Origin of the sequence: Leucobacter chromiiresistens (genome assembly GCF_900102345.1) — a bacterium.
Classification (GTDB): domain Bacteria; phylum Actinomycetota; class Actinomycetes; order Actinomycetales; family Microbacteriaceae; genus Leucobacter; species Leucobacter chromiiresistens.
Genome location: NZ_FNKB01000001.1, coordinates 1328270 through 1341579, shown reverse-complemented (window position 1 = coordinate 1341579; position 13310 = coordinate 1328270). Strand labels below are relative to the sequence as shown.

Annotated in this window: 9 protein-coding genes; 1 reads left to right on the top strand and 8 read right to left on the bottom strand. The window is 62.2% G+C overall.

The genetic code is table 11. The annotated features are described in order from the left end of the window. Positions 1–23 precede the first annotated feature (23 nt). Positions 24–1172 carry a glycosyltransferase family protein gene (locus BLT44_RS06205; RefSeq protein ID WP_143026007.1) on the bottom strand — a complete coding sequence of 383 codons (1149 nt, stop codon included), beginning with the start codon at positions 1170–1172 and terminating at the stop codon, positions 24–26. A gap of 213 nt (positions 1173–1385) precedes the next feature. Here BLT44_RS06205 and wecB point away from each other — a divergent pair, with 213 nt between their 5' ends. Continuing rightward, positions 1386–2459 carry a non-hydrolyzing UDP-N-acetylglucosamine 2-epimerase gene (gene wecB / locus BLT44_RS06200; RefSeq protein WP_074690030.1) on the top strand — a complete coding sequence of 358 codons (1074 nt, stop codon included), beginning with the start codon at positions 1386–1388 and terminating at the stop codon, positions 2457–2459. Between the two features lie 29 nt (positions 2460–2488). Here the strand turns inward: wecB and BLT44_RS06195 are convergent, their stop codons facing one another. From BLT44_RS06195 to BLT44_RS14925, 7 genes are all read right to left on the bottom strand, one after another. After that, positions 2489–3520, bottom strand: coding sequence for a glycosyltransferase (locus BLT44_RS06195; RefSeq protein ID WP_176783273.1), 1032 nt, complete (start codon positions 3518–3520; stop codon positions 2489–2491). An 83-nt stretch (positions 3521–3603) separates the two neighbouring features. Further along, on the bottom strand, positions 3604–4737 hold the full coding sequence (locus BLT44_RS15235; RefSeq protein ID WP_040504917.1) for a glycosyltransferase: 1134 nt from the start codon (positions 4735–4737) through the stop codon (positions 3604–3606). A gap of 14 nt (positions 4738–4751) precedes the next feature. After that, complete coding sequence (locus BLT44_RS06185) at positions 4752–6530, bottom strand: ABC transporter ATP-binding protein (RefSeq protein ID WP_010154919.1); 1779 nt, start codon at positions 6528–6530, stop codon at positions 4752–4754. A gap of 82 nt (positions 6531–6612) precedes the next feature. Continuing rightward, entirely contained in the window at positions 6613–7818 is a 1206-nt protein-coding gene (locus tag BLT44_RS06180; RefSeq protein WP_010154920.1) for a glycosyltransferase family 4 protein, read from the bottom strand. A 19-nt stretch (positions 7819–7837) separates the two neighbouring features. Beyond that, positions 7838–8950 carry a DegT/DnrJ/EryC1/StrS family aminotransferase gene (locus BLT44_RS06175; protein WP_010154921.1) on the bottom strand — a complete coding sequence of 371 codons (1113 nt, stop codon included), beginning with the start codon at positions 8948–8950 and terminating at the stop codon, positions 7838–7840. Between the two features lie 127 nt (positions 8951–9077). After that, positions 9078–9776 carry a glycosyltransferase family protein gene (locus tag BLT44_RS15230; RefSeq protein ID WP_143026005.1) on the bottom strand — a complete coding sequence of 233 codons (699 nt, stop codon included), beginning with the start codon at positions 9774–9776 and terminating at the stop codon, positions 9078–9080. 506 nt (positions 9777–10282) lie between these two features. Continuing rightward, entirely contained in the window at positions 10283–13183 is a 2901-nt protein-coding gene (locus BLT44_RS14925) for a cell wall-binding repeat-containing protein (RefSeq protein WP_081473277.1), read from the bottom strand. Between the last annotated feature and the right edge of the window lie 127 nt (positions 13184–13310).

The following is a 13310-nucleotide window of genomic DNA, read 5'->3' as shown; positions in this document are numbered from 1 at the left end:
CGAGCGCACGGGGCTCGCCGCACTCACCCCGCGAGGTCGGCGACCACCTGCCGGGCCCGGGACTGCCACGTGTGATCGTGCCGCACCTTGCGCACCCACTCCGTCACCGCCTCCAGCTCCTCCGGCCGTTCGACCAAGCGGTCGAGCGTCTCCGCGAACTCTGCGCTCCCGTAGTCGACCGTCCATCCGACGCTCTGGTCGCGCACGAAGCGCCCCGAGTAGCTGCCCGACGAGGCGAGCACCGGCTTGCCGTTGCCGAGGTATTCGAAGAGCTTCACCGGAACGGCGAACGTCCAGTAGACGATCGGCTCGACCGCGAGCAGGCACGCGTTCGCCTCGTCGTAGAGCTCGCGCAGCTCATCGCCGCTGCGGTGCACGACGCGGATGTTCGGGGCCATCATCTCCCGGTACTCGGGTTCGCGGAGCTTCCACTCCGCCTCGCGCGTGCAGATGGTGAGCGTGACGCCCGGCCGCCCGGCGATGGCGCGCACGCTCTCGTGCATGCGGTAGTTGTCGCTCAGCCCGCCCACGTAGAGCAGGCGCAGCGGCGCGCGCTCGCCCTCCGGTGCGGGGGCGCCGTCGCGGATCTCGCACCCAGGCGGCAGCTCCCGGAACCGGGCGCGGTCGATGGTGGGCACCCACTGGCTCATCTCCATCGACGGGAGGTAGATGTCGATCCCCGCCCGGCGGTAGCCCCGCAGGTCGCGCCGGTGCAGCGCGCGCAGAACCATCGAAAACGGCCACTTCACTATCTTGCGATAGATCGGAAAATTCCAGTAGATGTCGCGATAAAAGAGCCCGACCGGAATGCCGAACCGTTTGCAGAAATGCAGGAAGCGGACGTCCCGACTGAAACTCGTGTGGAGCGTGAGCGGTTCGCCGAGACCTGTTGGAGCCGTTGCCGACTCCGAATACACGAAATCAACACGGAGCCCGCTGCGGATCTCCTTGCGAACTCTCTTCAGACGACCTCGCCTTTCAGAGTGACGACCAGAAATCTCGATAACCCGATACCCGAGGTCCTCGAAAGCGCGGCGCATCTTCAAAGGCCGAATGCCGCTGGCGCTGGTCGCCTCCGGATCGAGCCGGTACGCGACGTGGAAGATCATCACCGGCTGTTCAGACAATACGGTCCCTTCGTTCTGCTCATGACGTGTCAGTACCGGCCGCACCGATAGAACGCTGAGCCACTTAGTCACTGCTGATCGAGCAACCCCGAGGCGAGTCCGATAGCCCGATCGCAAGAGTATCGCACTGTGTTCGTCGCGACGCCGAACTCGAGTGCATTGGCAGTCCAATGCTCAACGCGGCTGACGTCATCCCCGACTGCTGCGGCGCGCCACTCGTACCGGGGGCCGCCGGTGCTCAAACCATACAATGGTTGGGTGAAGATCATGAGTGTTGTCGGAGCCCGACCCCAGTTCGTCAAGCTTGCGCCCATCGCGAATGTCCTGCGCGAGGTTGGTCACGAGCACATCATCGTGCACACGGGCCAGCACTATGACCCTATGCTCTCTGATGTGTTCTTCCGGGATCTCGGGATTCCGGAGCCCGATGCTCATCTTGGTGTCGGGTCCGGCTCCCACGGTGCGCAGACGGGGGCGATGCTCGCCCAGATGGATCAAGTTCTACAGCAGCACGAGCCAGATTGCGTACTCGTTTACGGTGACACGAACTCGACACTAGCTGCTGCGGTCAGCGCCGTTAAGCTTCATTATCCGGTCGCTCATTTGGAAGCTGGCCTTCGTTCCTTCAACCGGTCAATGCCCGAAGAGCACAACAGAGTATTGACCGATCATGCTGCGGATCTATGTCTTGCTCCGACCAAAGTTGCGATGCATCATCTCGAAAGTGAAGGTCTTGCGGCGCGGTCCGAGCTCGTCGGAGACGTCATGACGGATGTCCTCTTGCAGGTACGAGACTCAGTCCTTTCAACGAAGGCAGAAAACCCACTCGCAGACATCGACGCCCCTCTCGGGTACTATGTGGCGACGATTCACCGAGCTGAGAATACGGACGACCCGGAGCGACTGCGCGAAATAGTGGATGCCCTCGCCGCTGCAGACCGACCTGTCGTTCTGCTTGCTCATCCGCGAGTGCGAGCGAAGGCAGCTGATCACGGCATAGTGCTTGAGAAGGGAGCGCTGGCTGTTCATGATCCACTTGCTTACCCTGAACTCATCGCGGCCGTAGTCAATAGCGCGGGAGTGGTCACTGATTCCGGCGGATTGCAGAAGGAAGCATTCTTGCTCCGAGTGCCGTGCACGACTGTTCGGCGAGAAACAGAATGGGTGGAGACCATCGAACTTGGCTGGAACGTTCTCGCGAATACCTCTGCGGAGATCACAAAGGCTCTGACGCGCACAGCACCTCCCGCGACCGATGCCACTCCGTACGGCGATGGACATGCCGCTCAACGAGCGATCGCCGCAATCGAGGCACTCTACGCAAAGCGATAGGAACAAGCGCATCCGGCGTGAGAGCTGGGCTACGTTCTCATGCCGGTGAGCAAAATGCGCGCCGCTTGCACGGCGCGTGCCTCCCAGGTGTGCTCAAGTCGCGCAGCTCTTACGCGCTCGCGAACCTCCTCGAGTTCTTCCGGTCGCGCGGTCAGGCGATTCAGGAGCGTACGCAAAGCGTCCGCTGAGTACGGAATCGCCCAGCCAAGGCCGTTCGCCGTCACGAACTCACCCACAAGGCTGCCTTCGGTGGCAATAATCGGCTTTCCATGCCCGAGATATTCGTAAAGCTTCATGGGCGCAGCAAATTCACGGTAGGTACTCGGCTCCATTAGGAGTGAGCAGATGTCCGATGCCGCGTACAATTCCCGAAGCTCGTCACCAGAGCGGTGCACGACAGTCGTATTCGGACTGAGAACGCTTCGGTACTCGCTTTTGACAACCTCCCAATCGCTTTCACGCGTGCAAATTGTCAACGTCACGTCTGAGCATCCCGCAACAGCTCGCATGGTTTCTTGCATGCGATACTCGCTACCGAGTCCTCCGATGTAAAGCAGATTCATCGCGCGATTTGATTCTGCCTGTACTGGACGCTCAAGATCGATGGCGTCGCTCCCTGGAGGGAGCTCATAAAAACGATCCTGCGGCACTATAGGCACCCATTCAGCCATGCGCATCGACGGTAGAAACAGCCGAAGCCGCGCACGCCGGTACCCGCGCAGGTCCATTCGATAGAAGCGTCTCATGAGCGTTGCCATCGGTCTTCCGACAAGCGCATCGTACAGGGGGAAGCGCCAATAGATGTCTCTGTAGAACAACCCGACCGGAATGTCAGCACGCTGGCAGAAGCGCAAGAACGCTATGTCACGCAGGTAACTCGTCGCTCTCGTCACCGGTTCCCCGAATCCCGTCGGCTGCGTAGAAGATTCCGAATAGACAAAATCAACACTCAGGCCGGCAGAGATACGACCCTTCACGTCGCGAATCAGTGCACGCCGTTCTGCATGGCTTCCCGTGACTTCAATGACCTCGTAACCGATATTGGAAAAGGCTTCGCGCATGCGAACGGGTCGAATTCCGCTCGCACTCTTCGCGTTTGGATTCAATCGATACGCGGCGTGGAAAATCATTATGGGGCGGCGCGTCATTGTTCGTCCTCCCCGTTGTGAACGATAGTGTCGACTGCCGCTGCCCATCCCTCGTTCTGCCGCTCCGAAGAAAGCTGTTCGGCCGCATCGTGCGACCGACCTTTGAAGTTGCGGACCTTCTCGACGTCCAGGGCATTCACGGATCTCGAAATGTCTTCGGCCTCGAAGCCATCAGTAACAATGCCGAGCCCGAACTCGTTCAGCAAATCCACCATCGAGTCTGTCGGACCGATAAGTAGCGCTAGGCGCGCCTGCACGTAATCGAAGAATTTGTTGGGTAACGCGAGCGAATTATTGGTGTTGGTGGGCGGCAAAACATGGATTCCGACGTCGTAAGTATTCAAAGTACCGAGCAACTGCGAGTGAGGCACTGGAGGATGCAACGTAACACGTGGGCCTAGTTCTTCCGCCAACTGCTGCAAACTAACGTGGTAAGGAGTGCCCTCGCCTACAAGGTAAAGATCGAGGGTTGCTCCGTTGCTCGCGGCAGCTACACCTCGCATGATGTTCTCTACGCGCCGATTGGACAGGCTCGCGCCCGAATGAACGATGCGTAGCGGATCCGAAACCGTCCTGGGAGAAAGATGCCGAAGAGGACTCGCGTTCGTCACCACACCTGCCGAGATACCGAATTCATCTGCATACCGAGCCGCGATCGTCGAGCTGACGGTCGTCACCGAGCGAGCTCGCGTCGCTTTCCGGCGAAGCTGCCAGAGATAGTAGGGCAGCCGAACCTTCACCCACGCCGGATTCTGATCTTCACGTCCGGGCCAGTACTCATGCAGATCAACGTGCACGCGGTTCTGCGGTGCAACCGTGAGTGCTACGCCGACAGTGTCGAGGTCGTTTGCAAGAACGACATCGAAGTCGCGCTTTCGAAGACCCCGCTTCGCCTGTCGCACCGCCGGCGTAATCCAGTAGGCGAGGGCGAAGAGATGGAGCCTTATGAACGCCGCCCGGAGGAGTACGACGAGACGTGGCTCGGCGGAATCCACCTCGATGTGCGCGACCGTACCCTCGGGCCGAGCGCCGTAACCGCACGTCGTGATCGCGAAGTCGTCGGCGAATAGTCGGATCTGCTTCAGGATCCGCGCATCCGACTCGATTCTCGAGAACGACAGGATCAACATGTTCGGTCTCACAGTCATAGCAACCCCGCCAATTCTGCCTGAAGTCGAAACTCGGGCACCTGATCAACGACGTCCTCGAACGAGCCGCGTCCGAGGATTCTGCCCTTATCCAGGTAGCAGACCTGGTCATAGTCGCGAATAGTCGAGAGGCGGTGCGCAACCGTGACGAATGTGACTTCGCCCTTCAGATCCCGCATCGACTCGGTGACTCTGTTTTCCGTGGCTGTATCCAGCGAGCTCGTGGCCTCATCCATCACCATCACCCGTGGGTTCGAGTACAAGGCTCGAGCGATGCCCAGTCTCTGCTGCTGACCACCCGATATCGATGTGCCGCGCTCACCGATATGCTCCTCGATGCCGCGACCCCTGAGCGCCAACTCGCCGAGATGCGCGCGCTCGAGCGCTGAACGCACCTTGTCGGGGTCGTAATCGTCGCGCCAAGTCAGAGCCACATTTTGAGCGATAGACGCGTCGAACAGCGCCACCCGCTGCGGCACGTAACCAACTTGCGTGCGCCACTGCTTCATCACGTGCGCGATCGGCACCCCGTCCACGAGGAGTTCACCCGCCGTGGGCAAGCTCAGTCCAAGCAATATGTCGATCAGAGTGGATTTTCCGGCACCCGAGGGCCCCACGACTGCGAGGCTGCTGCCGAATGGCACAGTTAATGTCAGACCATCGAGAACATTCTTCTCGGCACCCGGATAACGGAAACCAACGTCGCGCAGCTCGACAGCCTTCGCAACCGGGGGCAAGATGGCACGATCCTCGGCCTGCGAACTCACCACGTCCTCACGCGTTGAGGCTGCGAGTTCACGGATCACGTCACGTGCATAGACTTCATTGGCACCAGCTGTCGTGAACGCCGACTGCACCGTGGTCATCGCGGGAATCATCCGGAAACCAGTCGCCGCGAAGAGGGCGACCGCAGTCATCGCTGCGGCCATTCCGCCCATCAGGTAGGCACTGCCCCCGATCACCACGAAACCGCCGATAAGCGCGCTTTCGAACGCGTATTTGGGAACGATCCCGAGAAAGGAAATGTTGGCTCGGGCGCGCGTCGCTATGCGACGGTTGTCGGACACGACCTGACCGATGTCATCGAGCTTGCCGCGCAGCACCACTTCCTTAAGCGCTTCCACCATCTCCGTCATGATCGTCGCAACTCGATAGGCGTACTTTCTGTTGTTCTGCCCAGCCTTGCGAGCGCGCCGAGAGATTACCAGGAGCATGAGCGCGGAGAACGCGAGAAGATAGATCAACGCGATGATCGCAGTACTCGGCTGCGCGATGACAAGTACCGTCAGCACAGAAACGAAAGTCAGCACGTTGCCGGGAACCTGCGAAAGCGGGAGGATGAAGCCCATATTCGCGTTCGCCATTGAGCTGTCGACGATACGCGTGACTTCGGCCGTGCTGATTTGAGACCGCTTTTCCCAGCTCGAATGGGTGTACGCCCGAAATAGTGCGTTCCCAACCTCCAGTTCGTATTTGGCGAACCGTCGCGTTGCGAACCAGTGCAAGACAATCGCGAGGACCCCCTTGAGCAGAAAGAGCGCACAGATCACCAAAACGATCCAGACGGTCGCCTCTGTGGGAATCTCACCAATAAGCGGCAGCGTGATCGGCGCGCCGCTCGCTACCGGAGTCACTACGGCGACGATGAGAGCAAGGGCCAGCGTATCGAGGATCGCGAGCGCTCCCGTGAGGATCGAGTACGCAATGTAGAAGGGCTTCGCACCCTTCGGCAACACGTCAAACAGCTCGACCAGCGTGCGCCATAACTGCTTCATCGTTCCGTCTCCTTCATCGTCGAGCTGCTCCGCGAGCCGTCCGCGGCGTCGCCCCCGCCCGTCTGCGTCGAGTACCGGCGGGTCACCGGCGGACCGCTTCGGTGAGCACGCCGACCGCGCGGCCGGCGACCGCCTCCAGGCCGACGTGCTGCGTCGCCCAACGCGATACCGCGCCGCGCCGCTCCCAATTCGCCTGGGGCTCGTCGGCCTCGAGGGCGCGGGCGGCCGACACCATCGCCGCCGCCACCTCCGTCGCGTCGTGCGTCACCGATGCTCCCAGCGGCGCGCCGTCGACGCGGGTGCGCACGAACTCCTCCGCGGGTCCGGCTCCGGCGTAGATCAGGGGCGCGCCGCACACGGCCGCGCTGTAGAGCTTGGTGGGGAACGCGAAATCGTATCCCGCTCCCGGGCGCACGCTCGCGATCGCCGCGGTCGCCGAGGCCAGCACGGGAGCGATGCGCTCCGCGTTCATCACGGGCTCGAACGAGACCGCGCCCGCCACGCCGAGCTCCTCCGCGCGGCGCTGCAGGTGCTCCAGCTCCGCGCCGCCGCCGATGAATCGGAGGCGCGCTCGCGGCACGTCGCGCAGCACCGCGGGCAGGGCGTCCACGAAGACGTCGGCGCCGTGCCATTCGGAGGCGGTGCCCGCGTAGACGTACTCGGCGTCGCGGCCGCGCAGATCCTCCGCGCCCCTCCGCGCGGCGGCTAGCGCCCCCGAGAAGCGCGAGGCGTCGACGCCGTTGCCGACGGTCGCCACGGTGTCGATCGCGAACTCCGACAACCGACTCGTGACGCCGGAGGAGACGGAGAGCACGCTGCGAGCGCCGCGGAGCGAGAACGCCTCGAGCGCGCGCACGACGCGCAGCATCCATGCGGGCGCGCCGGTCTGCGAGGCCGCGTCGGACCAGATGTCTGCGGCGTAGTACGCGTACGGCGTGCGCCGCAGCCGGGTCGCGAGGCGCACGAAGAACCCCGTCGTCGGCGGCGGTTCGGAGACGACGAGGTCGCGCTTGCGCCCGAGCAGCAGCCTGAAGAACAGCGGCACGTCGAAGCTCAGGTACGGCAGGTACCCGCGCACGTACCCCGTCGCATCGCGGAGCACGGGGAACCGCTTGACGCGGCAGCCGCGGATCATCTCGCCCGTGCCGCGCAACCGCGACGGAGCCCGCACCGTCAGCACCTCGACCTCGTGCCCGGCCTCGACGAGGGCGCGGGCGAGCGCGGCCAGCCGGAACGACGCCGCACTCGGCTCGGGCTCGAAGATGCGGCTTGCGATTGCGATCCTCAAGCTGACGCGGCCTCCGCGATCACGCGCCCGCCCCGGCGACGGCGGTCACCGCGGCGATGATGCGGTCGAGATCGGCCTCGCTCAGCGACGGGTGCACCGGCAGCGACAGCACCTCGGCGGCGGCGCGCTCTGTCTCGGGCAGGTCGAGCCCCGGCGCGTACTTCTCGAGCGACGGCAGGCGATGGTTCGGGATCGGGTAGTAGACGCCCGATCCGACGTTGTGCTCCTGCTTCAGCGCTTCGCGGATGCGGTCGCGCTCGCCCGCATCGAGGCGCACCGTGTACTGGTGGTAGACGTGCACCGCGCTGTCGTGCACCTTCGGGGTCTGCACGCCCGCGACTCCCGCGAGCCCGGCGTCGAGCGCCGCGGCGTTGCGCTGGCGCTGCGCCGTCCACGCGTCCACCTTCGTGAGCTGCACGCGGCCGATCGCCGCGTGCACGTCGGTCATGCGGGCGTTGAACCCGATGACCTCGTTGGCGTACTGCGTCTCCATGCCCTGGTTGCGGAGCAGTCGCACGTTGCGGGCGATCGTCTCGGAGGCGCAGGTGACCATGCCGCCCTCGCCCGACGTCATGTTCTTCGTCGGGTAGAGGCTGAACATGGCGAAGTCGCCGATGGTGCCGACCTGCCGGCCGTTCCAGCTCGCGCCGTGCGCCTGAGCGGCGTCCTCGTAGATGGCGACGCCGTGCTCGCGCGCGATCGCCTCGATCTGGTCGACGAGGAACGGGTGGCCGTACAGGTGCACCGGCATGATGCCCTTGGTGCGGGGCGTGATCGCCGCGCGCACGGCCTCGGGATCGAGCGTGAAGTACTCGGGCTCGATGTCGACGAAGACGGGGGTCGCACCGGTCAGCGCGACGGAGTTGCCGGTCGCGGCGAAGGTGAAGGAGGGCACGATGACCTCGTCGCCGGGGCCGACGCCGGCGGCGAGCAGGCCGAGATGCTGCCCGCTCGTTCCCGAGTTGACGGCGACGGTCTCGCGGCCATCGGCGAAGTGCGCGCCGAACTCCTGCTCGAAGGCGGCCACCTCGGGCCCCTGGGCGATCATGCCGGAGCGGAGCACCCGGTCGACGGCCTCCCGCTCCTCCTGGCCGATGATCGGCTTGGCCGGAGGAATAAATTCGATTGCCATATGATCTCGGCCTCTCAATTTAAATTCGCCCTGTTGCCGGAGCGAGTATGGTCCAAGGTTAGCCGAAGCGCTCATGCGCCCGCGCGATCGAGGTCCTGGTTCGACCGAGAATGTTACGGCAGAAGCCTTAAGAGGGTAGACGGGAATCAAGCCACTGCGAAAGCACGTGGCCGCTCTCTCGCCCATCGTGCCAGTGCGAAATAAAACCTGGCCCTTGGTTTGCCCTCTTCAATGCATCGCCCGGATCGGCGACAATGGAGGCGACCACGTCCTCAAGCTCCGCAGCTGTCGACTGGACGATGGGGAGCTCTAGACCGGAAAGTTCATGGGTGAGTTTTCGAACATGAACTGGAACATGGGACACGACGATTCGACCGGCAGCAAGCGCCTCACAAGCCGCAACGCCATAGGGTCCCCCACGGAACTGATCGAGGACGATGTCCGCACTGCGATAGACGTCAAGCATTTCACGATGGCGCATTCCGGCTAGTCTGCGGTACTCAATGAGACCCAGTCTGTGCAGGCGGTGCATGGTCTTATCAATGAGGTCCGTCCCCTTGATGTGGGAACTCGATGGCGCATGCACCACACAAGGACGTCGGCTCGTCTGGAAGGGAAGGTCCGTTGTCGCCCAAACTTTTGGATCGACAACAATCGGCAGCAGCTTAGCCCCCTCAACCTCACGCAGAAGATCCGGAGTCGATACAAGAACTGGCAGCCCTGATTCCTCGATCAGCGCCCTGCTGCGACGAGTCTTCTGCCGCATCGATTCTGTGAAGTTTGAATCGACAGAGAAATATGAGTCCGGTTCGGTTGCCAAGTGCATATCGGGATCTCTCAGATCGCTCCCGTGGAACAAGAGTCCGAGTTGAACGTTCCGGCGTTGCAGTGCATCTATCTGGGCAAGGACATCCCCACGATAAGCGCCTCCCAGGACAGGGGAAGCGGACTCGATGAGCACCGCTCGATAACCTTCGAGCGCGGATGTCTGATTCCTCTGCCACTTACGCGAGTAGGCGGAGTATCCGCTGTTCACAGTTAAGTCAGCGGGATAATTGAACTTGTCTGACCCGGAAGACACCTTGAGATTGATCGGCAGAAGATCTGGTCTCGCTCGTTCTAAAGCTCGCGCCCAGAGATAGCCTTGTCCTGCGCTATTCACTGGTCCGATAAGCACACGTTCAGCGGCATGATCCGCCGGACAGGAATCAGGGAATGGCACACCGTCCCTTCTGAGGCGGCGGAGCGCTAGTATTCCCCAAATTTGGGCTCGAATCGAGTTAACCCATCGGAATGGCCGAGTTCTACGCTGCATCAGTACACATTCGCATCTCAGAGTGCGCAATTCCTGGCTCGCGTCACCTCGTCAGTCAATACTCCGGTTCCGCCGAGGATCATGATCTTATCGCGAGCGACCCAGGCCGTAGCTTCGTAGACGCTAACGGGAACACAGCTCGCCCTCGACAGCAAGAGAGGTGCCCCCAGCGAACCCGCAATCGCATTGCCCGCAAGAGCATCAGCGAAGTCCAGGCCGTTCGCCCAGTAGGGGTTGCTTCCGTTCTCTTGAAAGAAGGCTTTCGCAATAAGAGCGGATGTATCGAAGCGGTCTCTGCCCGCAAAACGCTGCACGGTTCGTCCGGACGCGATTGAGGCCTCTGCGCCCGCAGAAACTGCTCCGACGCCGCCAGCAATTGTGACTTGTTTCACCCCGAGTCGCGAGAGTTCCGACTTCACCGCGCCCGGCATTTCGTTAGCGTTTCCGGGAACGAGCAGAACTGGCGCACCTCTACTACCTGCTGCGGCTCCGGCGGAAAGCGCGTCGGCAAAGTCTGTACCAGTTGCGAGAAACACCTCAGCAGAGGCTCCTGTCGGCCATCCAGCTTGTGAGATGGCAAGTGAAGTCTGATAGCGATCTGATCCATAGATACGGTCGACTCGAGGAGCCAACTTCTTCAATTGTGCCAAGGCGTTGTCGCTGACGGCCCCCGGTCCTCCAGCAACGACGATCCGTTCAGGCTTCAGCCGTACTATCTCGGAGCGCGTAACCTCCGGCACGCCCAACTGACTCGTCAGCAGCAAAGGCGCCTTCCACTTCGCCCCCAGCGCTCCCGCACTCAGCGCATCCGGGTAGTCGGCGCCACTCGCGATAATCACAGTAGACGCAGCGTTCGGGTATCCACTCTTCGCGATCTGCGCAGCAGTGGAATAGCGGTCGGCTCCACTCAGTCGTTCCTTCGGAAAATCCTGAAGGTTCCGAGAGAATGTCAGGGTGCCATCGCCCTTTGCGATCGCAATACCGTTCACGAAAGACATGACGCATTTCGAGCCGTCTGCATCGCAAGACATGTCGCTTGACGGCCACCCCCACTTGCCAGTCGGTCCCCCCGCCGATTGATAAGCGTTTCTCAAAGTCCCATCCGGGAGCGCAAACGTGCCGAGCTTCGACTGATAGATGTCGCCGCTCGCGAAACGATGAACCGTTCCCGCGTTTGAACCGGTCCCTACCGCCTTCGCGGTCGTCTTTGGATAACCAAGTTCAGACGCGTGCTTCCCCCAGCTCTCATAGGCTTCAGGAGAGAGCTTCACGATCCCAGTTGCGCCACTCCACAGGCCAACCCCGCGCTGGAATGACATGGCACATCCGCCGTCAAGCAGACCGCATTCAGCAGGCGAAGCAGGCCACCCGAAGGCCCCAGTGTGCCCTCCTGACGCACGGTACGCGTCTCCGAATGGTCCCGTCCCGATTGCGTAAACTCCAGCAGGGCTCTTGTACATCGTCCCTCGAAGCATCGCGTAGGTCTTCCCGCCGCCGTTAGCCGCGCTTGTGGTCGGGGTTCCGATCGGCACGCCAACGGAGCCACCTCCCGGCCCTAGTGCGCGCCAAGCGGGGAGAAACTCGGGATCGACTTTCAGCGCGCCGCCGCTCGGGCTGTACACAAGTTCCCCGGACTTGAAGGTCTGAGAGACGATGTCCCCTGGTTTGACAAGCGCCTCCGCTACAGGGAAACCGAGCTTTCCAGCAAATCCACCTTCTTTTTCCCAAAGCGTTTGTATCTTTGCCGGAACAAGGTACACGCCGTACCCCTTGGCTTCCGCGGCTATGCCTCCCTGAAAGCGCATGCTGTTGTTCCCCGAGGAGCCTTGATTGGTCGCGGGCGCCACAGGCCAACCCCAGGAGCCGGCAATACCCCCGGCACGTGAGTAAGCCACATAGATCGGGCTCGTCCTTTGCATACCCGACACCTGGCCAGCCTTAGGCTCAAAGACTATTCCTCCGGAGAACTGCTGAGTACGACCACCGCCGTTCGCTCCATTGGAAACCGCCGCAGCCTTCGGATTGCCGAGCCACGCGCGATTACTCTGCCAATAGTTCAGAATCGCGCCGTCTACAGGGAACGCCAGATGTGGGTTGCCGAACCACGACTTGTAGAAGTTGTAGAAGTTGCGGTTGCCGTAGCTCGAGCAGGCGTCGCCGGTGCCCCAGCCCGCGTTCAGCGCGGCCTGGTTCGGGCGGTACGGCGTGTAGATGTAGAGCGCTGCGGTCGCCCAGTTCGAGATGTAGACGGTCGACGCCCCGCAGCCCGCGTTCGGGTGCCACTGGATGCGGTTGTTCTGGAACGGCTTGTAGTTGTAGCTGTTCGGGTTGGCGCGATACACCTCGAGCTGCCACGCGGCGCGGTAGACCTGTTGGAAGAACCCCGTCTGCGTGGGGTCGCAGTTCGCGCTGTTGCCCGGGCCGGAGTCGGGGCACGCGTACCCCATCGCGACGTCGAACTGCCGAACTGTGGGCCAGGTATCGGTGACGAGGCTCTGCTCCTTCTCGAGCATGATGAGCAGCACGCGCTGGCTGATGCCGCAGGCCTGGCCCACTTTGGCGATGATCTGCGCGGCGCTCTCACCGCTTCGTCCCCGGTACGCGGCGCAGTACGCATTGGAAGCGCGGCTCTGCGAATTCATCGAGAAGTTGCGCAAGCACTTCGAAGCGATTTTGGTCTCGCCCCACTTCATGCCGGCAGTGCGACCCGGATCTCCAATGGTGCACCGGGGGACGCGCTGATTGAGAAACGTCTGAATCTCATTCACACCCATCGCTCGGCCGTCGTAGAAGTTCGCGTCGGAGACGATATTCCCCGGGTTGAACCCGTCGGTGATGTTCGCGGCCTGGGCCGGGCTCGCGCCCAGGCCCGGCACGAGCATCGACACCGTCATGACGACGGCGGCGAACGCCCCCACCAGGGCGGCTCGGGCGCCGCCGCTCCTGCTGCTGCTCGAGCGCACTCAGACTCCCCCGTTGTGAAGCCTGAGCTTCGACGTATCTCTTGATGGTAAAGAATAAGCGCATCTGCGCTCGTCTGCCAGA